23 protein-coding genes are annotated in these 25,580 nt (G+C 45.7%); 8 read left to right on the forward strand and 15 right to left on the reverse strand.

The genetic code is table 11. From position 1 onward, the window contains the following. Positions 1–201 precede the first annotated feature (201 nt). The 5 genes from K0I31_RS18980 to K0I31_RS19000 all read right to left on the reverse strand — a co-directional run bounded on the left by K0I31_RS18980 (position 202) and on the right by K0I31_RS19000 (position 6,227). Positions 202–516, reverse strand: coding sequence for a hypothetical protein (locus K0I31_RS18980; protein ID WP_220079380.1), 315 nt, complete (start codon positions 514–516; stop codon positions 202–204). Positions 517–1,199: 683 nt separating this feature from the next. Next, positions 1,200–1,799, reverse strand: a complete 600-nt coding sequence (cas6f, locus tag K0I31_RS18985) for a type I-F CRISPR-associated endoribonuclease Cas6/Csy4 (protein ID WP_220079381.1) — start codon at positions 1,797–1,799, stop codon at positions 1,200–1,202. Positions 1,800–1,830: 31 nt separating this feature from the next. Then, a complete protein-coding gene (csy3, locus tag K0I31_RS18990) occupies positions 1,831–2,883 on the reverse strand; it encodes a type I-F CRISPR-associated protein Csy3 (protein WP_220079382.1) in 1,053 nt (350 codons plus the stop codon). A 9-nt stretch (positions 2,884–2,892) separates the two neighbouring features. Then, positions 2,893–4,998, reverse strand: a complete 2,106-nt coding sequence (locus K0I31_RS18995) for a type I-F CRISPR-associated protein Csy2 (protein WP_220079383.1) — start codon at positions 4,996–4,998, stop codon at positions 2,893–2,895. Further along, positions 4,992–6,227: a TniQ family protein gene (locus K0I31_RS19000; RefSeq protein WP_220079384.1), complete on the reverse strand. Its 1,236-nt coding sequence runs from the start codon at positions 6,225–6,227 to the stop codon at positions 4,992–4,994. Before K0I31_RS19000 ends, K0I31_RS18995 begins: the two co-directional genes overlap by 7 nt. A 266-nt stretch (positions 6,228–6,493) precedes the next feature. Between K0I31_RS19000 and K0I31_RS19005 the strand changes: the two genes are divergently transcribed. The 4 genes from K0I31_RS19005 to qatD are packed head-to-tail and all read left to right on the forward strand — an operon-like array spanning position 6,494 to position 11,199. Next, positions 6,494–8,254: a KAP family P-loop NTPase fold protein gene (locus K0I31_RS19005; RefSeq protein WP_220079385.1), complete on the forward strand. Its 1,761-nt coding sequence runs from the start codon at positions 6,494–6,496 to the stop codon at positions 8,252–8,254. Beyond that, entirely contained in the window at positions 8,254–9,138 is an 885-nt protein-coding gene (locus K0I31_RS19010; RefSeq protein ID WP_220079386.1) for a Qat anti-phage system associated protein QatB, read from the forward strand. Before K0I31_RS19005 ends, K0I31_RS19010 begins: the two co-directional genes overlap by 1 nt. Next, positions 9,131–10,465, forward strand: coding sequence for a Qat anti-phage system QueC-like protein QatC (gene qatC / locus K0I31_RS19015; RefSeq protein WP_220079387.1), 1,335 nt, complete (start codon positions 9,131–9,133; stop codon positions 10,463–10,465). Before K0I31_RS19010 ends, qatC begins: the two co-directional genes overlap by 8 nt. After that, complete coding sequence (gene qatD / locus K0I31_RS19020; protein ID WP_220079388.1) at positions 10,462–11,199, forward strand: Qat anti-phage system TatD family nuclease QatD; 738 nt, start codon at positions 10,462–10,464, stop codon at positions 11,197–11,199. Before qatC ends, qatD begins: the two co-directional genes overlap by 4 nt. A gap of 141 nt (positions 11,200–11,340) precedes the next feature. Here the strand turns inward: qatD and K0I31_RS19025 are convergent, their stop codons facing one another. Next, complete coding sequence (locus tag K0I31_RS19025) at positions 11,341–11,610, reverse strand: helix-turn-helix domain-containing protein (protein ID WP_434086933.1); 270 nt, start codon at positions 11,608–11,610, stop codon at positions 11,341–11,343. Positions 11,611–11,888: 278 nt separating this feature from the next. Here K0I31_RS19025 and K0I31_RS19030 point away from each other — a divergent pair, with 278 nt between their 5' ends. Further along, positions 11,889–12,428, forward strand: coding sequence for a VspR family transcription factor (locus K0I31_RS19030; RefSeq protein ID WP_220079390.1), 540 nt, complete (start codon positions 11,889–11,891; stop codon positions 12,426–12,428). Then, the gene (locus tag K0I31_RS19035) at positions 12,418–13,818 is read left to right on the forward strand and encodes a DEAD/DEAH box helicase (RefSeq protein WP_220079391.1); all 1,401 of its coding nucleotides are present in this window, start codon (positions 12,418–12,420) and stop codon (positions 13,816–13,818) included. Before K0I31_RS19030 ends, K0I31_RS19035 begins: the two co-directional genes overlap by 11 nt. Here K0I31_RS19035 and K0I31_RS19040 read toward each other — a convergent pair. The 4 genes from K0I31_RS19040 to K0I31_RS19055 form a co-directional block, all read right to left on the reverse strand. Next, a complete protein-coding gene (locus tag K0I31_RS19040; RefSeq protein ID WP_220079392.1) occupies positions 13,800–14,825 on the reverse strand; it encodes a TniB family NTP-binding protein in 1,026 nt (341 codons plus the stop codon). The genes K0I31_RS19035 and K0I31_RS19040 overlap by 19 nt on opposite strands. Continuing rightward, entirely contained in the window at positions 14,822–16,672 is a 1,851-nt protein-coding gene (locus tag K0I31_RS19045; RefSeq protein WP_258406535.1) for a TnsB C-terminal domain-containing protein, read from the reverse strand. Before K0I31_RS19045 ends, K0I31_RS19040 begins: the two co-directional genes overlap by 4 nt. Then, entirely contained in the window at positions 16,672–17,205 is a 534-nt protein-coding gene (locus K0I31_RS19050) for a TnsA endonuclease N-terminal domain-containing protein (protein WP_258406536.1), read from the reverse strand. Before K0I31_RS19050 ends, K0I31_RS19045 begins: the two co-directional genes overlap by 1 nt. Before the next feature lie 336 nt (positions 17,206–17,541). Further along, positions 17,542–18,321 (reverse strand): class I SAM-dependent methyltransferase, encoded by a 780-nt coding sequence (locus tag K0I31_RS19055; protein ID WP_258406537.1) that lies wholly within the window; start codon positions 18,319–18,321, stop codon positions 17,542–17,544. Between the two features lie 171 nt (positions 18,322–18,492). On the opposite strand from K0I31_RS19055, the gene K0I31_RS19060 reads away from it, so the two are divergent. Continuing rightward, a complete protein-coding gene (locus K0I31_RS19060) occupies positions 18,493–19,332 on the forward strand; it encodes a 23S rRNA (adenine(2030)-N(6))-methyltransferase RlmJ (protein WP_220079394.1) in 840 nt (279 codons plus the stop codon). Positions 19,333–19,360: 28 nt separating this feature from the next. Here K0I31_RS19060 and K0I31_RS19065 read toward each other — a convergent pair whose 3' ends face one another. From K0I31_RS19065 to K0I31_RS19080, 4 genes are read right to left on the reverse strand one after another with little or no spacing between them, the layout of a single operon-like run. Next, positions 19,361–19,723: a nuclear transport factor 2 family protein gene (locus tag K0I31_RS19065; protein ID WP_144201372.1), complete on the reverse strand. Its 363-nt coding sequence runs from the start codon at positions 19,721–19,723 to the stop codon at positions 19,361–19,363. Positions 19,724–19,728: 5 nt separating this feature from the next. Beyond that, positions 19,729–20,460, reverse strand: coding sequence for a lytic transglycosylase domain-containing protein (locus K0I31_RS19070; protein ID WP_220079395.1), 732 nt, complete (start codon positions 20,458–20,460; stop codon positions 19,729–19,731). Beyond that, positions 20,460–21,470 carry a DUF3137 domain-containing protein gene (locus K0I31_RS19075; protein ID WP_220079396.1) on the reverse strand — a complete coding sequence of 337 codons (1,011 nt, stop codon included), beginning with the start codon at positions 21,468–21,470 and terminating at the stop codon, positions 20,460–20,462. Before K0I31_RS19075 ends, K0I31_RS19070 begins: the two co-directional genes overlap by 1 nt. A gap of 16 nt (positions 21,471–21,486) precedes the next feature. Beyond that, positions 21,487–22,056, reverse strand: a complete 570-nt coding sequence (locus tag K0I31_RS19080) for a LemA family protein (protein WP_144201366.1) — start codon at positions 22,054–22,056, stop codon at positions 21,487–21,489. Positions 22,057–22,932: 876 nt separating this feature from the next. Between K0I31_RS19080 and K0I31_RS19085 the strand changes: the two genes are divergently transcribed. Continuing rightward, positions 22,933–24,546 carry an AbgT family transporter gene (locus tag K0I31_RS19085; protein ID WP_258406138.1) on the forward strand — a complete coding sequence of 538 codons (1,614 nt, stop codon included), beginning with the start codon at positions 22,933–22,935 and terminating at the stop codon, positions 24,544–24,546. 85 nt (positions 24,547–24,631) lie between these two features. On the opposite strand, the gene K0I31_RS19090 is transcribed toward K0I31_RS19085, so the two are convergent. Continuing rightward, positions 24,632–25,504, reverse strand: coding sequence for a LysR family transcriptional regulator (locus tag K0I31_RS19090; RefSeq protein WP_220080907.1), 873 nt, complete (start codon positions 25,502–25,504; stop codon positions 24,632–24,634). Between the last annotated feature and the right edge of the window lie 76 nt (positions 25,505–25,580).

A 25,580-nucleotide genomic window follows, 5' to 3' on the forward strand; every position in this document is an offset into this window, starting at 1 on the left:
GTGTTTACTCGTGAACAGAACGAGTCGTTACCGCCCCAAACGACATGGGGCGGTAATGTCACATATACCAAGTGAAATGACCCGTATTTCATTGACACCCTAATACCTCAAAATGAGGTTAAAAGTCGTCTAGTGAAGTAGTAGCAATTCAAGACATCACAACATTGAACCTAGATTGAACTTCGTTGTATGGTTCTTTTACTACCACTCCCCCATATTGCGAACCCTTGACTCAACTTCTTTAAGTACACTCAGAGAACCTGTACCAATTAACTCTATGGGAGAAAGACCATTGAAAAAAGGTGTATGGTTATTCAGTACCATAAACCCGATCTGATTTTGAGGATTCGAAAAGTACAACATTAGAAAACCGCGAATGCTAAGAATATAATATGCTCGCATATCCTGCTCTTCCTCAGGGTAATCAAGAAGTATTTTTTGAATTAATTTTGGTGAAGCACTCCACTCCTTGAGAGCTTCAACAGCTAATTCTAATTTATTGTTGTCACACTGCAAATTGATACCTCAAACTCCACGATAAGAATCCTGCCTTATACTCACTCAATCAAGATGCAACAAGCACAAGTTAATGTTCAGCAACAAAGCTATTGAGATTTCACGGGACTCTTAGTGGGTCCAGCTAGCCGTCCACTAGTATCGGGGGCTCGAACCGTAAGAGAGTCGGCAAAGGAAGACTGACTCTTACGAGCATGCAATTGCATACGTTCTAGCGCTTTTCTTAAATCTAATTTGGTTCTTCTCATAGTGATAAAGCCTGAACTCTGTAGATACTCTGCACCTCTACTAAATGTAGGTCCACTTTTAAACAGCCGTATAAATAACGCACAACTAAACTAAGCAGCTTGTTTACAGAAGTTTTAAGTAAATGCCGCTTCATACCAAAGTAAAAAGAGGTTTTTACATTTCACTGCCTATTCGGCAGTTTGCTGCATTAACATAAACGTCGAAACGATTATTTTTATTTTCAGCTGCCTATGCGGCAGTTCACGTATGTGGATCTAGGCGTCGATCCATGAATTTATTTTCAGCTGCCTATGCGGCAGTTCACAACAAAATATAGCCGATAAGTCATTAATTTTCAATTAGTAACTTGCAAATAGAACACTTCACCCATTTCCTTATTATTTGAACTTATCAATTATAAAACAATAAGTTACGCTGACGATGTGCAAACAAGGTTAAAACATGTTGAATTCTGGAACTGTCCCCTTTTGCTCTTGATTCGTTGCCAGCCCATACTGATTAAACTTGGCCTGTTCGGGCCTACGTACTTTCTCTTTTTGCACATGCAATAGAAAATCCTGACCGGTACTTTTACTTTCTATTGCTATGCAGTGAAAATGATCCTGCTCTCTCGGTATATTGCACTTGCTGGGGTTAAAAAACTCCTCCCTTGCAAGCGCCCGCTTCTCCAATCGTTTTAATCGTCTTCGAGCTTCACCAGCAAACATTTTTGCGATACTTTGATTACGCTTAAATCTGACCTCATTACAATCATCAGGGACAGCTCCAACATCACCAATATTGAAGAAGCCACACTCTTGCATATCTTGAAAATACTCTTGCTGACTCAAATGATTCAATACAGCAATATCTGTGTGGACAAAGGCAATCACATTACCTATTGAGGTATCTGACCACGCGGGGAAACTCACACCAAGCCCTTTAATTTCATGCTTGCATATGAACCCATGCATGATTAAAATGCATCGCCCAGTCAACAAAGCTAAATTTGCCTTTTCGGGTAAAAATCGCACCATAAAATAGTAACGTTGCATACTAGACCTACTCCGAATTAATCGTATCTGCTTATGATTTGCTTTTAGCTTCAGCCTTTTTCTGGAACATACCGCCCTTTATTAACACAGCAAAAAGATAGTAGATATTAGGGCTAATAGAAGGTTCTGATTTAGGCAGGAACTCCTTAAGCTCCGCAAGATAAAGTTCAGCATTAACAAACAGAGAATAAAAGCTCAACTCCGATTCTGGAGAGCGGCGCGCGATACCTAACTCTTTGTCTGCACCATATTCATGGATGCGTAATCGCTTTGAGCCGTCTTCCCACCAATCATCAATCAATTGCAGTGCTGCCCCAACCTTTACTGAATTGAAACTTACGGCATAACGACCATCGACACACTTCACCTTTGCAAATTGCTTTGATGCTTCACCCTGTGTGGCCTTTTCACCAAAAACCTGACTTGGATAGATCTCTTGGCAAAAAGCCGTCTCAATTTTTGCAGTGATATCTGCATGCCAAAATTCGGTTGGTTCAGTTAGTGCCTGATGTAACTCTTGGCTCAACTCGTCTAGTACCCTCTGGGTATCTGCAGGCCAATGACTATCCCAAGCAAGCTGTCGAGTGTTAGATATTTGATAACTGTTACCAGAACTAGTTCTGACATCGATTTGAGTATTTCCGGTATTTTGATTACGCCAAAGCCAGCTACCCAACAACAAGTTTTTACAGTATCGAGTAGCTAACTCTTTGAAGCCTCCACACGCTTTAAAGGTTGTCGCCAACTCCTGAAGTAATGAAAAAACTGCTGGTTCACTGCAACCTGAGGGCTTTAATGAGTTAGCTTGGGCTCTCAACGAAAAACGACAATAGATATGCTCTACATTAGGTGGAACATAGCATTCTTCAATGATTAACGGATTACAATGAGCTAAATCTTGTGGGGCTAAATTTTTGGATTTGAACTGAGGAGTAAATGCTTCTGTAAAACCGGCTTTTTGGCCTCGAATGCGATTGATTTCAGCCTCGAGGGGAACAAAGTCATTTTCTGCTGTTTTATAGAAAAAAACCGCCTTACCTGGGTACAGTGAGCGGTCATATTTTAGAACATTACATAACTCCATAGAAGTTCCTCAAATCCGTTTCATTAGCATTGAAGACTCTTTTATCTCGAGCATCCAAAAAGCCCGCCTAAAAAAGTTACTTATTCCCTGTAACCTTATATCAATTGCAGTGGCACACTCAACTACTCCTATGGCAGGCTCAGCATAAGAATGTAACGCCTCTAACGAATTCCGACGGCTTTTAGGGTCCTCCAACAACAGATAGCCAGACATGACCGGGCACAATGAAGCTTTTTGCTCGAGCAATACTAGGAGCTCATCAAGACTACTGATTTGATACCTAGTTGGCATAATCCATCTACCGGATGCGGGAAGCCTGCTTAGCTTCGTAAAGAGTGACGCTTCATTACGGTACAAACCACACCATTCATCAACAGAGCCAATCTCAGGAAGATGCATCACTCCTCCTGCAAAATTTGCAGGAAAGCTCGCCTTCAAAGCATTGATTGAACCATCAAGAACTTCTAGCTCTTCTTCATAACCATCAATATGAACCACTAAATCAAACACTAAATCACAATACCTATGATCTACAATTCCAGCTCGTCTAAATTGATTCTCGCTCGTGCCCTGCATACCGTACTCAGGGAGTTTTTTACCCGCCACAGATGAATACTGACGAATAAACCAAGAAAAAGAGGTTAACCTAAGCTGAGTACCAAGACTTTCATTCAATTGCCGTTGATAATTATGCATCATCCCCCAAACAGCAGTTAACGAAGGTAAACCGGCACAATAGGGATTAGATAACGCTTGCGCATCAAATACTCGTATGCCCTTCAAATACAAATAACGATGTAAATCCTTCCCCTCCGAATCTATACTCACCGAGTTCGGCTCTTTAGAAAGGTTCCCAAGCAACCATTTCAAACTGCTTTTTAATGGCTTCATCAAACGATGATGGAAAGCATATTTTTGTAATGCATTTGAATTAGATAGCGTGGTATTCAACAGGCTAAACGTTGGATTCAGTAATTCAATGAGTTGCTCTTTTGGCGTAGTTAAAAACTGATACTCATATGACCCCTGAATGCTGACGAGTTTGCTCATACTCATCTTGTTTTCTACTAGGTCTAAACGCCACTCTAACAAGGGCAACAACCATTCACTGATGGCAGATCTTATCTGCCTCACACTGGCAATTTTCTGTTGCCGGCGTTGCTTCAAGGCCAGTTCAAATCTGTTTGATAAGAGGCTATCTAAGGCTCTTTTTAATTGAGAGTGTGATAATGCACGCTGGTTTAACACTGTTTGACCAGCTTGAACCTTCAAGACCCAAGAGTCGCTTAATCCATGCACTGCATTCTGAATACGGGGTGGGTAACTTAACACCTTAATGTTACCGCCTAGAGAAGCCGAGAGCTCACCAACCGCAGCAGGACGAGTAAACTCAATATTGGCATATTGCCCCCGCTTTGCTATTGCCGCTTGCTGCATTTCCGATTGCAGGGCATGACTGACCACAGGTGTAATTGCTAAATAGCTATCCCTATATGGCATACGAACTTGGATGGAATATTTATCAACACGATTAGGGCTGTCATCGGCCGGCAATAATGCTCTAACTCTCCCACACAAATTCATGAAAAGCTTAGATGGCATCCCCAGCTGTTTAAAAGCTAATTTCCACTCTTTAGGGGGCTCAACCAAAATCGTCGCAAGACAATGAACATGCTTCTTCCAGAGAAAATGACACGTAAATAACTTTGCGACATTCACTTTGGCGCTGTCATGTGACCACCCCAAAGTTTTTATGCAATTTGCACTGCTCAATACATGAGGGTGTAATGACGGAGACTCTGAAATCAGCCTTTGCTTACTGACGCGTATATCAGGATATTTTAAATTATGTGTGTGTAACCACTTCACTTCGCCAATACAGGCATCTAAATGAGGATCAGTATTAAGTGTCTGCCTGGCCAATCGCCTATCAAGTAGATCATCAACCCGTTTTCTAGGGTAAGTCAGATTAAGTAAAATAGTTAACGCAGAAGCTTCATAGCCCGTCACATCTATCAGCTCAGTATAAGCGGTAAATGCTCTTCTTAACCCTATATTCCGCTCAGAGATATCGTCAACATTGAGTAGCTTTTGGAATATCTGTTTACCTACCATGCTGATAAATACATCCCTTGTTTATCATTGCCAAAACTAGCCTTGTATTCGATAACTTGCCTTAGGTAGAACACCCCAATATGAGGGTCAATTCGAGTCTGAATTTTTTGCCTTAGACCCGAAGTTAAAATGCCATCTTGATAGAGCCGATACACTTGCTCATGAGCTGTAGATAGTAACACTGCAGCTTCGGCCACAGAGACTAACATATCTGCCACATTGGGCCTTTTAGACTTAGGGTGTGACGCCACCAACTTGCTCAGGTATGCCATCAAAGCAAGGTATATAAAATGCGGCTCTTTATCTTCTGGCAATAAACACTGCGACTGTAGAATTAGCTCGCCATAAATTGACCGAAATGATGTGCGATTAAACAAATCAATAAGCTTCTCTTCGGCTCTTGAAGTAACAACATCTAACTCGCTATAGAAACTTGATGGCCATCCTTCAAAGTAAGCAACAGCGCTATTCGTCATACATTCAACATTGTCAACATGACGCTTCTGGTACCAAAGCAAAGCCGCAAATCGCTGAGTCGCAGATGTGCCCATAAATATGAGAGGATTGTTAGATAGGGGGTCACCTTCGAACATACTACGTGACAATAAAATTGCTTGATCATCGGCTTTTACGCTCGCAGCGATAGTAAACTCAAAGCCGCAAGCACAATGAGTAATAGACTCGTTTTCAATATAATTGATGGGCAGCAGGCAGTCAGGGCAATGATGAAGCAACTCACATTCATGCTTGGCACAAACCTCAACAGGCCGGACATGCCAAACCTGGCGAATATAGGGCTCTTCTCTCAGACATTGAGGGCAAACGGGCACAGTCTCAACACCATCTTCATCTGCGTAACGAATAAAGCTCAGCGGAATATCAACGCCATTACGATGCACTGCCGACATATCTCCCACAAACATTCTATTTGAACGCAACAAGGCCAGTCTTTGTAACTCGTGAGGTGGTAAATCAAGGAGAGATTCAAGCAAGCTCAACGCCCGCATTCTAAAGTGGCTATTATATTTGGCGTGATACACATTAAGGCGTTTTAGCTCGATAGGAAAAGCACCATGAGCCTCAAAGTCTAGCTCATGCAACTCTTCCCTTATGGCTAGGCTTAGCTGCTGGTAGGAGTCAAAAAAGTTCTCCTCTACAACTCGTAGCAGGTAACTCTCTAATGACTCATCTGAAAATGCTCGCGCTTTAGGAGAAAAGAGAAATGCCATTCAACACCAAAACTAAGGAAGTCTTAGTTGAAGCCTATTTAATCTGGAACTGATTTGCAAGAAAAGTTACGGCACATTAGATGATTGGCGTGTTTTAATCACTAGTCGTTGACACTCTAACTTATTCCCCAAATTTATTCGTGCTGAGTTTTTTTCTAAGTGTGTGACGGATCTAGTTGACCAAATTTTAGTAATACCACAAAGTGACCACATAAAAATGGCAATTCAGAATCGCTAACTGACACTACAAATATAGGGATATAAAGATGTGGTCCGATAAAGAATCAAGTATTGATTTTCTAAACTTCAACGAAACTGCTGAATCCATAAAAGACCTGATCACTGAAAAAAATCTTATGCCGATAAGTGTTGGTGTGTTTGGTGATTGGGGGGCCGGTAAGTCAACAATTCTGGAATTAACAAAGTCTACCCTTGCTGATGACGAGGAAGACTATATCCAAGTAAGTTTCGATGCGTGGATGTTTCAAGGTTACGACGATGCCAAAGCGGCATTATTGGAGACAATCGCTGCAACGCTCGTCAAACGATCAGAGGCTGATGAAAGCTTAAGAGCGAAGGCCAAAGACTTTGCTGGCCGAGTTAACAAGATCAGACTTATGGGGCTTGCAATGGATGCTGGAAGCTTCATAGCAGGGGTTCCAACATTTGGTGGGTTCCAAAAGCTTTTCGGGATGTTCACTGGTGGAGAAAACGGTGAGTATGATTTCGACGATGTAAAGAATGGAGTTGAAGGTGCTGGAGAGGTGGCCAACAAAAACAAAGACCTTCTAAGGAAGAAAAAGGATTTCTCTCCACCTAAAGAAATTAAGGAATTTAGAAAAGCATACTCAGATCTTCTTGCTGAATTTGGTAAGCCCTTAATTGTCTACGTTGATAATTTAGACCGTTGCTCGCCCTATAACGCTATTTCAACGCTAGAAGCTATGCGCCTTTTCTTATTTCTCCCCAACACGGCATTTGTCATTGCAGCCGATGAAGACATGATCCGGCTGGCTGTCGGTGAATACCACAAAGGTTCCTCTCAAAGACACCAAACAGACTATTTAGACAAACTGATTCAAATACCTATACATGTCCCGCGTCCAGGCACTTTAGAAATAAGGGCCTACCTGATAATGCTGGTTGCACTGGATCACGGTGTCACAGGAAAACCGCTTGAGGCACTAAGACATCAACTTGAACTCAATCTCAAGATGTCTTGGAAAGAGGATGTAGTCGCTATTGATGACTTGCTCGAAGGAAAAGAACTTCAGAACATTCCTGAGCTGAGAAGAAAGTTCGTTGTTGCAGAACAACTTGCGCCGCTGCTAGCTGAATCATCCAACATCAATGGCAACCCGAGAATAGTCAAACGTCTCCTTAACCAAGTCAGAATAAGAAGAAAAACAGCTCTCCGACGCGGTATGCAGTTAGATGAAAAAACCATAACTAAACTGGTAATCTTTGAGCGTTGTCTTGGAACAAGAGCTACCAATAAATTCTACGAAATGATTGATTCCGAAAATGGGAAACCGAAGATTTTGGCTGAACTTGAGGCGGACAGAGTTAACATCGACGAGATCGCACTACCTGAAGAGTGGAAGGCCGAAAAAAACTTTCTAGTTAAATGGTCAAAACTAACGCCTAAATTTTCCGAAGTTGATTTAACGCCAGCACTCTATCTGAGTAAAGAAAATGTGCCTTTGGGGTCATTTGGAACAGTGATGTCAGGAGCAGCTCAAAAGCTTGTTATGGCATTGTTGAAGCAAAGCCAACGAATAAGTCAAGCAAGCAGTAAAGCAATTGAAGATACTCCACCTGATGATTATGTACCAGCAATGGATGCATTACTTGAGAAACTGAGACCTATAGGTGATTGGAGTAAGCGCCCTGATGGGATTTTTGGGGCGAGATTGCTCGCTGAAAAAGACATTAGGTGCAAGGCTACATTTTTGGATTTTATGAAGCAACTACCACCTGCACGATGGATGACTCCAATCATCGAAGAACTAGAAGGAGCTAACTAATGGGAACATCAGCATCATCAAGGGGACCAAAAGATAAGAATCCCCTCATACCACCTTGGGCTGAAGGCGGGGATGGACTATCAATCGATCCAAATTCTGACTCTGATGGAGATCTCGGTGATGTTGGAGGAGACGAAGTCAACGATGGCGAACACAATGCCCAAGAAGTGGATAACAATAAGGTACAACAAGAGATTGGACCGCCAGATCATACGCAACTGCCCCAGAAAAGATTCAAAAGCGCAAGACAGGCTTTTGGTAGGTATGCCAGTGCGGGGGGGACAACCTCCGATCTACGACGCTCACTAAAGAGCTATGCTAAAAAATCCTCTGGTAGCGGAAAAGGAGCAAGTCGAAGGTTAGCCAGTGGTATAACCGCTGGTTCTGGACTGGTTGGAATGATGCGCGGTGACAGCGTTACCGTTGGTAACCAGTCCTTATCTCTTAACGATCTTCAGGGTCTTACTACTGACCAAGCGATTGATCGAATAGCCTCCCACTTAGCTCCAGACAACTCTGATTCAGATTCAGTGCGCATTGCGATGAATTATGCTTTGGAAGAGGCTCTTCCAGATACGCAAGACTTCGACCCTGCAAGTTTTACTGATGAAGTAATCCAAGATGCAATTTCCTGTTATCTCACCGACTTAATTTTTCAGGACGTAGTCACTGGTATGGGAGAAGCGTGGTTCAAAGCAGAAGTAGCAACCAAACACCACAAAATGGAAAGCGAACTGAGGGAGCTGATAAAAGTGATAACGCAACAAGAAATGGATAAAGCGACAAACGGCAACCCTAGTGATATCACCAAGCACAATATTCGGAAAATTCAGATCGAAGCAATATCAAAGACTGTAGATTATTGGGAGAAATTCAATGACTGATTTTTACTTCCATCATAATCCTGACAAACTTCCTGACTACTCAGACGAATGCCACCCAATTCAAATCTTTGACAATCACCCATTGGACAAATACAAATGTAGCCATGCGTCGAAAGAGTTAATTACTAAGATTAGGCGGCTTGGCGTTCCAATTGATTCCGATGCACTCGATTTGGTGACTATCGCAACAGCAGTTACTTCTGCTGAAACATTTGAGCTAAGAGATAATGCGCCTAACTCTTGGTCTAGAATCCTGAACCTTTACATACCGGTTTTGGCTCCAGAAAAATGGAAATCAGTAGCTAAAAGACTAGAATCACTTTTAGGTTTCTTAACTGGCGATCAATGGAAATTATCTTTTAGCAAGTCTGAATTGGCTCTACCCAAGCCAATAAACAGCAAACAGTCAAAGCTTACAACTGAATCACTGAAGGGATTGAATGCGGTCTGTCTTTTTTCTGGAGGATTAGACAGCGCAGTTGGAGCAATTGATATTCTTAATGGTAACTCTGATATTCGACCAATGCTTGTAAGCCACGCATATCGGGCTGATGGAGCAAAGCAGCAAAACATAAAGAAACTGCTCAAAAAACCATTTGGTGAGTTGTCATACTCCATAGCCCCTCAACTGTCCAGCCAAGTCAATCATGTTAACGATACAAGCATGAGAGGAAGGAGCTTTAATTTCTTGGCGATGGCTGTATTGGGGATCACGGCGCTTAGAAAGGCAAATAATAATAATGCTATCTCCCAGATTATTGTGCCTGAAAATGGATACATATCGATTAACCCACCATTAACTCGAAGGCGCATTGGTAGCCATAGTACACGGACAACGCACCCGAACTTTCTCTCTCAACTAGAAGTATTGCTCAATGATGTTGGGTTTAATATCCATTTCGTGAATCCATACCAGTTTAAGACTAAAGGCGAGATGCTAGCTGAGTGTGTCGATCAAGACGCTGTAAAACAAGCGATACCATTAAGTGTATCTTGCAGTCACTGGCATAGAGAACATATACAATGTGGCTATTGTCTTCCATGCTTAATCAGGCGTGCTTCGGTGTTTCATGCGGGCTTTGAAAAAGATTCTGCTTATGCGGTTCCTCGACTAAAAAGTATACTAAAAGAATACGAAAAAAGAGATGACATCCACGCGGTACAAACTGCAATACTTAGATTAAAGAAGAATCCAGACTACATGGCTTGGTTACGTCAGTCTGGCCCCTTACCACAAAATAAAGAAACACGTGAAAAATTGGAGTCTACGGTGCAAAGAGGTTTGGCAGAAGTTGAAGCATTTTTGAAATCGGTCAACCTTGCATGATGGATTTGCATTGCCATGTCGATTTGTACTCTGATCACAACGAGGTACTTAATGACTTGAGAGAATGCAATTATTATGTGTTGTCAGTTACAACTGTGCCTTCCGCTTGGAGAGGCACAGTTAAACTTACAGAGGGGATCGCCCGTTGTAAGACTGCTTTAGGACTGCACCCACAGCTTGCTCATTTAAGAAAGAATGAGCTATCCATTTTCGATGAATTAATCGGTGAAACTAGATACATAGGAGAGATAGGTCTAGATGGTTCAAAGGGATACATGCCATACATCGAGGATCAGCTCTATGTATTCAACTATATTCTTGAAAAGTGCACGCACTTCAATGACAAAATTCTTTCTATTCACAGCCTCAACGCAACAAAGCAAGTACTTGATTGTTTGAAAGAGCACCCCCTAGCAGGAACCCCAATACTGCATTGGTTTTTAGGAACAAAAAAGCAAGTATTAGAAGCAACCCAACATGGCTGTTTTTTTTCTGTTGGTCCAGCTATGTTGAATTCAAGTCGAGGACAGAAAGTTGCATCGTGGTTACCGCCAGACAGAGTGTTGTTGGAAACTGACGGTCCATTTGCAAAAGTGGATAATTGCCCACTGCTACCATCACAAGCTAAGCTTGCTATAAATGAGTTGTCTTTATTGTGGAAAGTTAAGGCCGAAGATGTTGTTGCACAACTTAAGCAGAACATGGTCTTGTTGTTAAATGGCGGGATCATATAATATTGTAAAATTTATATTACTAGTCAACGTGTTAGATACCTACATGGTGGATCATTTTTAGCTAAAAATTAACGGTGAGCATATGTTGGGGGCTCATAAAAATTTAAATCCGAAAGAAATGAATTAGAGTTAACAACCTAGCTATTTGTCTAAAGCATTCAATTTAGACAATTGCTCTATCAAAGCATTTCTCTCTGCTTCACTCATATTTTCAAGCAAGCACAGTAATTTAGCTGTGCTTTCTGACTCACAAAAAAAGTAAGCCACAGGTACGCCTAACTCATCAGCCATTGCCTTAAGCGTTGCATAATCAGGTGTGTGCTTGCCTTTCTCGTAATGATTCATGCGTGCGCTTGCCGTACCAGGCTCCATTCCTAACAGAATGCCCAGTTGCTTTTGGCTAATACCCATCGCTTTTCTTGCCCGCTTAAGCCTTTGCGGCAGGGGGCTGCTATGTTTTTCTGACACGTGTTCATTTTTGCTTGATCCTAGATAACTTAGATTGTCTTAGTTTTTTCACTTCAGGTATACTAAGGAATCCTTAGCTTTTTCAGATGAATTGTCAAGCACTAGCAAATTTTAAAACCGACTTAGCTTCACAATGGCACTTCAGAAGAAAAAACCGAAAGATGAAATACGTCACGGAATGACCATTACATATTGAAATTAAAAGAAATTGGTAAAATGTCGTGTCACAAGTAGCTATCCAGTTAGATAAAGTACTTATCAACATCCTAAAAAATAAAACACTAACTCAATTTACTGCTGTAGAAATAAAAAATGCCTATATTGAGCAAATTCCCACCACAAAAAATAGAGAAGCGAGTCAACGAGTGCATAGAACCCTCAACAAACTCTGCAAACTCGAATTCTTAAGGAAGTATAGTGAGGACAATAAGGTGTACTTTTCCAAAACGCAGTCGTTTGATGATAGCTGCCTTCATCCGAGTAAACCGCGTGAGCGAGCATTAACATCAGATAGAGTTTGCACCAATACCAACCACCTACTGCAGTTCAAAGCAAGACTTAACCAATACCAAGTCGATCTGCTCGAAAAAATTGGAGAGGCAGAAGAGTTTAAACGGTTATTTACTGAATTTCCTGAAACAAAAGCCCTACTGCATAGCCAATATATGGAAGCCCGTAACTTAAGCTCTTCAATCATGGGAAAAATTAAAGCCGTAGAATCAGGCATAAAAACGCTAGAGAAAAAAAGATATGAAACTTAGAGCATGGCAGCAAGCTTGCGTTAAAAAGGCGCTTAAGGTCTATCAATCACAAAGCCACTTTATGTGCTTAGCAACGCCTGGATCAGGTAAAACGGTCATGGCTGCAGAGCTTGCAGCAAAGTTAATCGAAATGGGTAAGGTTGACTTTGTTTTATGCTTCTCTCCATCATCTGAAGTTAACGGGAGCATTAGGTCGACTTTTTCACGCCGACTACAAAAACGTTTTGACGGCTTAATAGGGGCCATTGGCTGTGTGTATACCTACCAATCAATGTCCTCTTTACCACCTGATTTTTGGCAACTTCTCAATAGTCATAATGTCTTAGTGATTATGGATGAAGTTCATCACTTAAAAGGTATTGAACTTGATGATGCCAATGCCTGGGGCCAAGAAGTACTGCTGAAGGTCCAAAATAAGGCACGCTATACATTAGCACTTTCTGGTACCCCATGGCGTTCAGATGCTGCGCCAATTGTCTTGGCTAGATTTACACAACCAGACAATACAATACGCTGTGACTTTGTTTATGGCTTAAAACAAGCCATCGATGATGGAGTATGTAGACAACCCCATATCACGTTAATTGATAATGAAAAAATCAAGTTGATCAGTAATGAGGAGTCAGAAACCTTCTCATCAATAGCGGCCCTCCTCGAAGGCTCAGATCTCAGTTACCGAGCATTGTTAAATAACCAGCATATTAACCATTATTTACTTCAGCAAGGTATTAGACGGCTAAGTCGTATACGTGAAAACCATCCTCTTGCAGGCGGGCTCGTTGTAGCTTCTTCTATTCACCATGCTAAAAACCTCTTTCAAATGCTCACTGAAGATTTTCAGCAAACGGCATGCATCGTTACCTCAAAGATGAAGTGTCCATCTCGCATCATTCAAGCTTTTAGGGAAAGCGAAGTTCAATGGATCGTCAGTGTTGGTATGATCTCTGAAGGTACTGACATTCCGAGACTGCAAGTGTGTTGCCATCTGAGTTGTATCAAAACTGAAATGCATTACCGTCAGGTATTAGGGCGAATATTACGAGTCACTTCCACTGAGAAACAGCAAGCCTGGCTATTCACTTTAGCTGAAGCTAACCTTACAGAATTTGCTTACCGTATCGATCAAGATCTACCTGAAGTGCCGGTCATTATTAATCAAAAAGAGCCAGCCCCCATAAACTTGAGATGTTCTAGCCAGTTAAGTTCAACCGAATTAGACCATGACGAATCGTTCAATCTACAAATATCTGCTCTATCGCTATCAACCAAATCAAAGGTGCCAGCAACCTTGTCTGATATTGAGCAAGAGAATCACTATAACTTAACCCTGCTAGGCGGATACAAAGAACGAATCGTAAGGATGTTTGATGCTCATTTACTGGGTAGTTGAGCGAGTGTGAATGGTTCTGAAAACTCACGAGGAATCAACATATCTTCAGAAAACATTGCATTAGCATTGTATCTAGAAGGTTTCATGACCTCTGAGATTTTAATTTTGTCTAAAGGTTGAGTAAAAGGGTTAATAAATGCCAATTCCCCTTGCTGACTACTAAAAAGTTGCTCATAAGCATCAGCTAAGTGTTCACTCTTTAAAGTACCAGCAGCATCAAGCAATGCTATTTTTAATGCTTCTGTCAGTAAGTGTTTCAATGCTCTGTTTTCCCCCTTACATGCAGCAAAAAGCGGAATAGAAATCTCTTTGCCTTGAAGCTTCGGTGGGGAGTCAAAAGGCATATGCTTTGCTAAACCCATTAAATATTGACGATAATATTTGCTATTGTTTTGAAAGCTAAAATACTCAAGTTGTCGACGGCGAATTAACCGTGATGACCACTGTGGCTCTTCTGCAATCTGCTCAGCCCAAGGCATGCCGACTAAAACGATCGGGACTTTAGCTTCTTCGCTTATAAACTTCAGCGCATTAGCGATTAATTGCCGCTCCTGAACCATTTTAAACTCTATTAACTCTTGGAACTCATTAATAATGAGCAACTCCACCTGAGCACGTATCAAACTATTAACTAGCTTTTTCGTCAAGTCAGTCGCATAGCCACGTTTCTTTCTTTGATGGCTGCCAAACAACTCAAGATCAGAAATGATTTGAGTCAAAGTCGCATCTAGACCTCTGCCACTGGATATTCGACTTACAAGCACAGGAATAGAATCATGACTATAACTTTGGCCAGCTAAAACACGTTTTTTATAGTGGTTTATTAGATGGCTTTTACCTACTCCAGTATCCCCCGTTAGAAGCATACACTGTTGGTCTGACTGAAAATTCCGATTTAACCTTAACTCATCGAAGTCATTAAAAATGATTTTAACTTGAGGGTGCATGACAAAACAATCACTAAACCTGCGCAATTGCTCCATCTGATGAGCCGTTAAGATACTCATTCAAACCCCTCTATATCATCATCCCAGTTATCGAGGATATCACTGATAGTAGGCTCTGGTTTGTTAGTTATTACTGAAAGGGGATCACTTTTTTCAAGACTAATAGTACCTTGACCTGTGTTACTAATATCGGCGAGTTGAGCTTTCTTCTTTACTGCAGAGATTTTAGCTTTCGTTTTGGACTCATTAAAGAGTTCTTGTTCTTGCTGTACTCGAGCATGAATTGCCATTCTAGCTTTAGCTAAATCTAAGTTGTCTTTACTCTCGCGTATAATTTCACGGTTAATCTTCTTAGTTACTTTGTGCTCATGCAGGCTCAAACCCTGAGTATATCCGGTGGTATCGGTACAAGGCACTTTTAGGTACCCCCCCAACTCTTCTAGATAAACATGGATACTGGACAGGTTATCAGGGTCTATCTTAATGAGTTTTTTTATTGTGTCTTTCGTTTGCGGGTAGCGCTTACGATAATCTGCTAATGCGGTGGAGTCATACATCAACTCTTCGAATTTAAAGCCATTTCGAGTTAATGTTCTTTCATCAGTGATCCCCATCAGCACATTGAAACGCTCTTCATCTTCCACAGTCATATTTAACGGTGGGTATATATCAAAACCATGCTGCCACTGCTTTATTGGTATACGTGTATCACGAGAGTCTGAATCCTGATGATAAATATCAACAATCCAACGATGAAACTCTTCGACAAATACTGAAAAACGCATAATGGCGTCTTTTTCTGGTTTATAGTCTTCTTTTTCTAAAATGTTTGAAAACGTTTTCCCAGGGAGTTCGGTTAAAAAATATTGGTTAATCATGCCAAAAAAACGCTCAACGAACGGCTTTAACCATGGTTTACGCACAGGGTTATATTGGATATTTATCCCCGCTTCTTTACAAGCATGGTCTAAACTCTTTGACCAAAACTCAGCTCCATTATCAACAACCAAGGTTTCGAATTTACCATAACAAGGCCAATCATTTTGAAGCTCTATTCCAACATTGCTAAGAGTTTTAGGCTTTATCGCATGTACAATAGCTTTAGCCGCTGAAACATAGGAGGGAGCTTTGTAGCTCAAATGAAAGCCTAAAACACAATTGCTAAAAACATCAACGAGTAAAGTCAGGTAAGGCCTTCCCAAAGGAAGCAGTAATTCGTCATCAAGAAGGATTAAATCAAGTGGGGTATGATCAATTTCGACCCGCTCTAAAATTCGAGTTGGTGGTATATGAGAAGAGCAATATGCAAACCACTGATCAGCCTTGAACTTACCATGCCTAGCGACAGCAATAGGGTAAGGTGGCAGTGATTTAATCCTCTGATTGAAAGCCGTATAGGAGATAATAGGGATTTTCCCATCAACTATTGTTTCATTCTCAATGGTGAGGGCATCTTTATAGTACTGGTAGGCAGTTGTAACTTTCGGTCTTTTGGCATCTAGAAAACGAGATAATGCTCGTTCAAAAAATAGCTCGTCACCTTCCACTCGTTTCTTTCGGTTGCCCATTTTATGGCGCTTAACAACCAAAGAAGCTAAATCACCATTACTATCAACGTAACTTTTACGCCACCGAACCACAGTACGCCAGTTCGGTCGTTTTTCTGCATTACCTTCAAACAGCTTATCAAGAATTGGATCTAGTTTTTTTTGCGTCCAGCCTCCTGAGTTTTTCTGTTCAATAAAACTAATTAGTTTGTATTTATCGAGAGCTTCTTCTTTAAGAAAGTCAGGGAAAGTATCAAGATCACGTTTAACTAACTCTGAATCAACTAGTTTGACATATTGCGCTGGGGTATCCGGCTTTTTGACAGATGTAGACTCTATGAATTCATCTTCAAAGTCCATTATGCATTACACCAAACACATGGGTTGCAAGAAAGGTCGTCTTGATTCAAATCAGCTTTTATCAAGCCTTTATTGATTAATGAATAGAGAAATGAACGGGTTTCAGCTATTGGAAGCTTATATTCACTAGCAACGTCATCCAGTTGAATTTTACCTGACTTTTTAATCAACTTAAGCAACTCACGTTGAATATCGGTCACACCATGGATACCTGAGTATCGGTGTAATAATTTGAGATTATTTAAGATTGGATTTACACGGATTTGTTTATCTGTAACGAGTATAAGCTCAGTGCCGAGTACCCGAGCAGCCTCTTTTTTAGCTACAAACTTTGCTCTAAAAACTGGATCGAATGTCTTACTGTAAGGTTTATATTCATGAAACTTTATCGTCCCATCAATATAGCGAAGTATCGTGTCAGGTGTATAAGGTAATCTTTTACCCTCAAAACAGTAATAAAACCCTTCGGGCTGACTGCCAAAAGTCTCGATAGTCTCATTATATTCATGATGGAAACATGCGTCGAATTCCAATGTGCTCTCACACATTATCGTTTCGCTCACTTTTGCACTCGCGAATTTAAAAACGTTTTTATTGGGCGAAGGCTTACGTAAATTCCGAATATACATGCACAAAACTCGAGCGACACCAGTACACTTAGTGTACAGCCGCTCGATATTTTGTCAAATTTGTCAGCCTATGCCCTAATGTCAACTCAAGTAATTGATTTATATAAATTTGAATTGTGTAATTAAAATACAAGACACTATTTTATGTCAGACTATGATTTAAATTTGTCAGAGTATGGTTATATTATGTCAATGTATGCTTTCAGCGACAAGTATGAATCGCCATCAACTTTCTAGACACTACTCGCTCTTCATCGCGGCCTTGACGTAGACATCGAAGCGGTTCTTTTTGGTTTCGATGCGGGTGCTGGGTTTGACGCCATCGAGGTCGTCGGCGTAGTCGGGGCGTTTGACCACTACGCGCTTACTGGCGAGCGTCATCGCGGGGGCCAGCAGGCCGTCGGCGTCGAGATCGGCGCCCACTAGCGATTGGAATACCCGCATTTCTTTCTTCACCAGGGCAGACTTCTCCCTGTGAGGATACATAGGATCCAGATAGACCACATCCACCTGCTCACCTAACTCGGCCAACGTCGTCAGGCTGGATCCATGCACCAGACGCATGCGTTCCTGCATCCAGGGACCTATGTCGGCATCTTCATAAGCGCGGCGCAGGCCGTCTTCCAACAGGGCGGCGACCACGGGATTACGCTCCACCATGGTGACATTACAGCCCAGGCTGGCGAGTACGAAGGCGTCTCGCCCCAGGCCTGCGGTGCCATCGACGACACTCGGGGTCACCCCCTGCTTAAGCCCGACGGCTTTGGCGATCGCCTGACCCCGGCCACCGCCGAACTTGCGTCTGTGAGCCACGGCGCCGGTAACGAAGTCTACCAATATGCCCTTAAGCTTTGGCTCGTCACGCTTATTCAGCACTAGGCAGTTATCTTCGAACACCAACTCAAACAGGGCGTTTGCGTCGAACACCAACCCCCAACGGTCACACACGGCTTCCAGGGTCGGGTATTGGCGATTAAAAAAGATCCCCACAGAGGCGGGCTGGGTCGATGATGCTGTCACTTTGGCTCAGTTAATTAAGAAATCACGCCGCCATTATGCCAAAACTGCGCCGCGCTGAATATGGCATTATTATCGGCCTAATTACCGACCTAGGCCCAGATGCTGTACCTGGGCTGGCATCCCCCCTATAATCGCCCTATCAGGCTAGCGCCCTCATCATCTGGAATATTCATGTTAAGTTACCGCCACGGCTACCACGCCGGAAACTATGCCGACGTGCTCAAGCACAGCATCTTGCTGCAAACCCTCAAGCTGATGCATAAGAAGAATAAGCCCATGGTGTATATCGACACCCATGCCGGTGCCGGCGGCTATGCGCTATCCGATGAGTTTGCTCAGAAGACGGGCGAGTATTTAGAGGGGGTCGCCAAGCTGTGGGACAAGCAGGACCTGCCCGAAGCCCTTAGCCAATACGTAAGCGATATCAAACACTTCAATGGCTCAGATGAGCTGGAGCTCTACCCTGGCTCGCCCGCCTTTGTCGACATGAACCTGAGAGATAATGATCGCATGGTGCTGCATGAGTTGCATGGCACAGATCATCAGCTACTTGAAGAGCAACTCGGCGGCGACAAGCAGATCAAGGTGATCAAGGGTGATGGCCTCAAGGGGCTGTTGGCTGCCGTGCCACCACTCGAGCGGCGCGGTGTCATTCTCATCGATCCCAGCTATGAGATGAAGAGCGACTACCAGGAGGTCGCCAAGGCGGTGATCAAGGCCCATAAGAAGTTCGCCACCGGCGTCTTCATGATCTGGTATCCCGTGGTGCAGCGCGAGCAGACGGAGGCGATGTTCGAACTGCTCAAGCAGAGCGGCATCAAGCGTCAGCTACGCATAGAGCAGGCAATAAAACCAGACAGTGAGGAGTTTGGCATGACGGCGGCGGGCCTGTGGGTGATCAATCCCCCCTGGCAGCTGGATGAGATCGCCGAGACGACGCTGGCATATCTGGATCCCTTGCTCAATCAGGGCGGCGGCCATGTGCAGGTCACCTGGGAAGTGGGCGAATAACGCCCTCAACAACAAATACTTTTAGTGTTTAGAAGAAGGGCGCGCAGGGCGTGCCCTGATGATAGATCATCTGCCAACGCCCCCCATCGCATTTCCACAGCGAGGTGCGCAGCGAATAGCGCTTATCCACCTCGTTCACCGGCTTAAAACAGGCGCGATAGTTGAGCTGAGCTAAGTCCTCACTCAACAAGCGATACTGCATATCACTTATCTTAAACGCCGGCGGCTTCTCCTTGGGCAGGCGCGCCAGCACCTCGGGCTTACCGAAGCTCATCCCGGTAGCGCCTACCTCCAAGAAATCGGCATGGATCAGCTCGTCGAGCACATTGGCATCGCAGCGCACCTCTGGGCTAAGTAGCGCGAGTTCCAGTTCGATAATGGTCTGGCGCATCTCATCTACCCCAGCTTCTGATAGCGTTTCAGCAGTATCTTGACCCGTTTTACATAGGCCTGGGTCTCCGGATAGGGCGGGATCCCCTTGTACTGAGTCACTGTAGTAGGGCCGGCGTTATAGGCGGCGCAGGCCAGATCTATATTGCCGTCGAACCTTGCCAGCATCTTGGCCAGATAGCGGGCGCCGCCGTCGATATTCTGCTCGGGCCGGTAGGGGTTCTTCACCCCCATCGCCTTGGCGGTACCCGGCATCAGCTGCATCAAGCCCATTGCACCGCTGCGCGATAGGGCAAATACGTTGAAGGCGGATTCGGCGTGGATCACGGCGCGGATAAGTGCAGGGTCCAGCCCATGGGTCTTGGCGGCCCGTGAGATCAACTCATCATATTCGGCGCTAAACAGCGGCATCTTCTGCCAGTCGAGAGCTGAGTCGGGTTTGCAGGCGTAGCACTCATATAACAAGACCCTGAACTCGCTGTCGCCCGGGGCATGGTCGGCAAAGGCCACCACGCCGTTGGCCTGGGTGTATTGATAAACCTTGATCTTGCTGTCGTCGGTCTCATCCAGGCGCGGCGCGTCGCCGTTGCTTAGGATGCCATGCTTAGAATAGCTCGCCTTGTAGCGCGGCTTCTGTGCCTGCTCGGTGGCACCAAGGGGCAGGCACAGCGCCAGGCCGCACCAGAGGCACAGCAGCTTTTGAACAAAATGAGGCGCATGACGAGCACGGCTAGGCATTAGAATCCAATGTTCTGATCGAGTTTAAGTACTTCAATCATAGCAAAAAGCTGCTTCATCTCTCGGTTAATTTGGCTAAATTCGTACTCGAAGGTCGCGCCGTTGAAGATAGAGCCCAGCTCGAATCGATTGTCGCCGCTCTGCAACATGATCAACAGCTTGTCTTCGTAGAAGGCACACTGGATCTTGCCGGAAAACAGGTTGGCCAGCGACTGCAGACGCTCCATGAAACCTAGGGTGAGCAGGTAGCGCGCCTCGATCTGATCGCTGGAGAATACATCGAACTGCTTCTCGAATCTCGGGTCTTCCAGCTTGACCCGGCTCAAGCTCTTAAAGCTGCTGGAGAGGAAATTCACCAGGCCGCCGCGGTTCTTCACCACTACGGTATGGCCCTTAAACCTCTTGTGGCTGCTGAGCTGCACCATGACGCCACGAAAGACGGTTTCTGTCTCCGTGCTCTTCTCGCGTTTGACCTGCTTGGTCAGACACAGCTCGTTGATGGCGACCTCCACCCCCTTGTGGGTGCCCTGCACATAGTCATCGAACGAGGCGTTGTCGTAGTGGGGCAACAGCTTGGAGCGTTTGAGCTGAGTCAGGCTCATGCTGTGGCTGGTACTGAAGATAAAGTCATGGCCGAAGTAACGAAAGATCTTGGGGAACACCTCCTGCTTCACATCCCGCTTATAGCGCTTTAGCGGACGATAGCTCCACCAGCCAAAGGGGAGGCACAGCACGATGAAGAAGACCCAGGGAATATCCAGGTAACCGGACATACTAAAGATAAGGATCAACAGCGCCAGGCCCAGGAGGATCCCTAAGCTGGTATAGATACGCCCGCGCAGCGCCTTGAGGCTGGCGACCCTATGGTTTTCAAATTTACGGGTAAGCGGCTCGATATGTTCTTCATAATAAGCCTTAAATTGTACCAACTCCTCGGGGTCCGCCCGCAGGCGTTGCGGCTCACGCTGAGCCTTAATCGGCGCCCCGAGGATGAAGCTGATGGGGTTCATGGCATCTGAACCCGGCTTACTTCAGGTAATCGGATGCGTCGATCGGCGCCTTGGACGCTTCATCGGCCTCGTAGAAAGGCATCACCTTGACCTTGGCCATAGAGGCAATAATAGAGCCGGGGAAGATCTCCACCGCGGTATTGAGTTCAGACACGGCGGCGTTGTAGAAACGTCTGGCCGCCGAGATATGCTCTTCAACCTCGCTATAGGTGGCCATTGCCTGCACCATAGTCTTATCAGACTTGAGCTCGGGGTAGTTTTCGACGCTGACCATCAGCTGGCCCATCTTGCTGTTGAGCTGCTCGGCCAGACCCAGATGCTCCTTGATGGCGGCGGCATCGTTAAGATCATAGCCCGCGGTCACCTGAGTACGCAGCGCGGTGATCTCCGTCAGCAGCGACTTCTCGTGATCCATAAATTTCTGTGCAATCTTAAGGATGTTGGGCACCAGGTTGGCGCGCTTCTTCAGCTGCACATCGATACCCGACAAGGCTTCACGCACGGCGTTACGCTTCTTGATCAGGCTGACATACCAGAGGTAGGTGATAATAACGACTAGGCCAAGGCCTAACAGCAAACCTTCCATCTTTGAGTTCCTTCCCTATAGTTATTCTTATATCTCGTTAGTTAACGCACCAGCTTCACCGATTTTCGCGATGATTTCCAGCAATTTATCAGTGCCATTTTCGGCAAACCATTGCTGCTATATTCATCTTTTTTCACCAAAAATGATATTTATCACGCCATTTTTGCGCTAAAAGCATCCTTTTCACCTAGCTTCACCGCTTTTAACTCGGCGCGCAGCAAAAAGCACAGCAAGCGGTAAACCAAAGATAAATAGCAATACAAAACAAAGCTATATAAATTGATGCAATATTGCTGCATCAAAATCATCCCCCAAGCCAAGGGTCAAAATGACAGGCTTTACCGGCGTTAAGCGAGGCATTAGGGCAAAAATCGGTCTATCTGCTGCGTATTTGATAGACACTGTCGCCCCAGCATTCAAACCTAGCCTGCTAGTTGCACAGAGTTTGACCAGTGAGACTAGGCCTTGCAGGCAACAGGCCACCCCGAGCCGTTATTCCCTTTTTCACCGACATCGACTCAATCACTACACTGACCTTTCAAGGTGTCGCCTGTTCAGTATTCGTACAGCCAACCTGGGCTATTATCTTAATCAACCAAGAGGCAACCCAATCTTCCCTAATTGGGCTTTGGTTTCAATCATCATCCTTTCATTGGCCCGCTTAGACTAAGCTGGGCTTTTTTTTTGCCTGAACGAAGCCGCCACAATCGCTTTCAGTACTCTCCATTAGCCACGCGTCATAACCCGCTATGGGTGGGCAATTATGGCAAATTAAGCTTCAGTTAAAGCAACTCCTTCATCATAAAGTGCTAACACTCCGCCTACAGGCGGTCAAAATGATAAGGGCACCCAGATGCCCAAGATGAAGGAAACACCATGAGCTCCAACCAAGAAGATGGTCTGGTGGCCAGTCAGCCCCCGACACCATCGACGACCAAGAAGGGCCTTTTCGTCCGCTTTCTCAACCTGGTCGAACACCTGGGTAACCTCCTGCCCCATCCCATCACCCTCTTCGCCCTGTTTTGCGCCGCCGTCATAGTGATCAGCGGCATCGCTGGCTATTTCGAACTGACGGTAAACGATCCCCGTCCGGTCGGCGCGGCGGGACGCGGCGAGGATGGCCTGATCCATGTGGTCAGCCTGATGAATGCCGAAGGCCTGAGGATGATAGTCTCCAACCTGGTGACCAACTTCACCGGCTTCACTCCCTTAGGCACTGTACTGGTGGCCCTCTTGGGGGTCGGCATCGCCGATCGCTCCGGCCTGCTATCTGCGGCGATGCGCACTTTGGTGATGGGCGCCTCTAAGCGTCTGGTTACCCTCACCATAGTCTTCGCCGGTATCGTCTCCAACACCGCCGCCGAGCTGGGCTATGTGGTATTGATCCCCATGGCGGCGCTGATCTTCCACTCCCTCGGGCGTCATCCCCTGGCGGGTCTGGCGGCGGCCTTCGCCGGTGTCTCCGGCGGCTACAGTGCCAACCTGCTGCTGGGCACGGTGGATCCTCTGCTGTCGGGCATCACCGAAGCGGCGGCGCAAATGATCGACCCCGACTATTTAGTGGGCCCAGAGGTCAACTGGTACTTCATGTTCGCCTCGACCTTTGTCATCACCATTCTCGGTGCCCTGGTCACAGAGAAGATCGTCGAGCCCAAGCTGGGTAAGTATGATCCCAGCGAGGCCAGCATAGATCTGCACAATCAGAAAATGGATGGCGTCACGCCGCTGGAGATCAAGGGACTGAAGATGGCTGGTCTGTCTATCTTGGTATTGGGCGGCATATTGGCGCTCTCTGTGGTGCCGGAAAACGCGCCGCTGCGTCATCCAGAGACTGGGCTGGTCGCGGGATCGCCCTTCCTCAAGGGGATAGTGGCCTTCATCTTCATCTGTTTCGCCATTCCAGGCCTGGTGTACGGCAAGGTGGTGGGCACCATGAAGAGAGATAAGGATGTGATCGACGCCATGTCCCACAGCATGAGCACCATGGGCATGTATATCGTGCTGGTATTCTTCGCCTCCCAGTTTGTCGCCTTCTTCAAGTGGACTAACCTGGGCGCCGTGCTGGCAGTAGCAGGGGCCGATGCCCTCAACGCCATCGGCCTCACGGGCCCGCTGGTGTTCCTGCTGTTTATCATGATGTGCGGCTTCATCAACCTGATGCTGGGCAGCGCCTCGGCTCAATGGGCGGTGACGGCGCCTATCTTCGTACCCATGTTGATGTTGGTGGGCTACGCCCCAGAGACGATTCAGGCCGCCTATCGTATTGGCGACTCGGTCACCAACCTGATCACCCCCATGATGAGCTACTTCGGCCTGATCCTGGCTGTGGCCTCCCAATACAAGAAGCATCTCGGCATAGGCACCCTAGTCGCCACCATGCTGCCCTACTCGATCGTCTTCTTCATCGGCTGGACCTGTTTCTTCTTCATCTGGGTGTTTGCCCTCGGCCTGCCGGTCGGCCCAGGCGCGGCGACCTACTACACGCCTTAACACCCGACGCGAGGCCGGTGAATCCGCCGTTCTCGCTCGCTTTCTAAACCTGATCTTTCTAGGCCAAACAGGCCTTACTCACTTACTAAGCCAGGCAGGTCTTAATGGCCTCGCTGAGCGAATCGACCCGTCTCGGCAGCACGGCCTGACGTCGACGGCAAAAATAGATAGTCTCGCTGACGGCCACAGGCAGCCGATGAGCGGTTATCTTATCCTGACGGGCAAAAGCCTCCACCGCATAGGCGGGTAAGACGCTAAAACCCAAGCCTCGGCTCACCGGCTCTAAGATCAAACCTATCTGATTCGAGAAGCCACGGTTAGGCAGCTGATCACTGTGTTCGAACTCGGAATAGTTAGCCCCCAGCAGCAACTTGGCATGGTGGGCACCATCAGGATGATCGATAAAGCCCAGCTGTAGCAACTCCTCCCAGGAGACAGCTCCATGGCCCGCTGGCGTGACTAAGAGTAGCGGCTCCTCGGCAATCGCCTCGGCCTGCACCTCGGACAGCTCTGGCTGGCGGGTCATCAGGCCGATATCCGCCTCCATGGCGGCGATGGCGCTCTCGACTCCGGCGTTGGAGGCGAAACGGTAGTCCAGCGACAACTCGGGGTGGGCGCATTGCAGTTCTAGCAACTCACCATACAGCTTGAGGCCGACGCTGCCGGGTGACATCAGGCGTACCTCTCCGGCAAAGGGCGGGTCTTGCTTGATCCCCTGCTCAAGCTGAGCCAGGGATTGCAGTATCGCCTGCCCCTGCTGGTATAGCTGACGCCCGGCGTGGGTCAGGGAAAACTTCTTGCCTTCTCTCAGCAGCAGCTGGGTATCGAGCTGCTCTTCCAGCTTGCGCACATGCTGGCTGACACCAGATTGGGTCATATGCAGGCGCTCGGCGGTGCGGGTGAAATGCCCCAGCTCCACCAAGGTGCAGAAGCTGCGCAACCAGACAGGATTCACCATCACATTTTGTACTCAAAACGATTAATTTTGATAATTTTACATAATTTAGTTCACTTTGTAATCTGTGCCCAATTCG

The organism is Shewanella spartinae (genome assembly GCF_019457555.1).
Lineage (GTDB): Bacteria > Pseudomonadota > Gammaproteobacteria > Enterobacterales > Shewanellaceae > Shewanella > Shewanella loihica.